We start from the raw sequence: 1,320 nt of genomic DNA on the forward strand, positions 1-1,320 counted from the left end.
CAATTGAAAGGGGATGTTATTTTCCAAAGTGTGATTGAAGAAGAAAGCGGAGGTGCAGGTACACTTGCGGCAGTCTTGCGAGGATACCGGGCTGATGGGGCAATCATTCCTGAGCCAACTAATATGAAACTATTTCCACTTCAACAAGGATCGATGTGGTTTCGGCTTATAGTCAAAGGTAAGTCGGCACATGGAGGTACAAGATATGAAGGGGTAAGTGCAATAGATAAAGCAATTAGTATAATGCTAGAAATTAAGAAGCTTGAACAAGAACGAAACGAGTCACTTCGTCATTCTCTCTATAAAAATGTAAAAATTCCAATTCCGATTAATATTGGGAGTATTCAAAGTGGGAATTGGCCTTCTTCTGTGCCGGATACAGCCGTACTAGAAGGCCGGTTTGGGATTGCCCCCACGGAAACAATGGAAGCGGCACAACGCTCGCTGATGCAGTGTATTGAGGCTTTAAACGAGACTGATKCATGGTTCAAAGAGAAGCCCATTGAATTAGAATGGTTTGGGGCTAGATGGTTGCCTGGCAGTCTCGAACTTGAGCATCCATTGATGAAAACACTAGGTGCATACTATGAAAAAGTGATGGGTGAACAGCCGCTTGTTGAAGCCTCCCCCTGGGCGACGGATGGAGGGTATCTTTCATCAGTGGGATCGACTCCTGTAGTTGTCTTCGGTCCGGGGGAAACGAAGTTGGCCCATGATTCTAATGAATATATAGAAGTGGATAAAATGATGGACGTTGCAAAAATCATCGCTTTAACTATAATCGAATGGTGTGGAGTGGAAGAGCAATAATAAGTTTCTCTCGGGTCTGATTCTCATAGGGTCAGGCCTTTTGTTACAATAATTAGATTGATAGGAAAGGAGCAAGTTAGATGGAGACAGGAATTATTGAAAAAAGAATTCAAAAACCGCGTTGCACATTACATATTACAATCGACCGGTTTAATAAGCGGGTCCGGGTGGACGATTATCTCGGTCACTTTCAAGATTGCGTAGAAGAATCTTTGAAGGTGGCTGAGAACATATCAGCAGAGAAAATCATTTTTAAGACACGAAAGGAGAACGTTCAAGAATTACTAGTTCAAGGCTTTTTATATGAAGGAAGTATAGATAAGTACTTTTTAGGAAGCGATTGCTTCTTCCTTGTTAAATATAACAAGAATGAACGTAGAAACAGTGAAAACTGGGAAAAGGAGGATCAAATCCTTGCCGGTGTACAGACTCTCCCGTTAAAAGCCGCTTTAGATGCTCCGCCTGCAGCCTACCAATGTCGTAAAGCAGATGAATCCGATGCTATTCAGC

General features: G+C 42.5%; 1 protein-coding gene and 1 pseudogene. Both read left to right on the forward strand.

Features of this window, described 5'->3' with window-relative positions:
* Positions 1-810: peptidase (locus AC1DUW_RS29200; RefSeq protein ID WP_477644236.1), on the forward strand; the 810-nt coding region annotated here is incomplete at its 5' end.
* Between the two features lie 80 nt (positions 811-890).
* Positions 891-1,320, forward strand: a pseudogene (locus tag AC1DUW_RS29205) (putative beta-lysine N-acetyltransferase); the annotation flags it as partial.

This window comes from Peribacillus sp. P4_C12 (genome assembly GCF_056402095.1).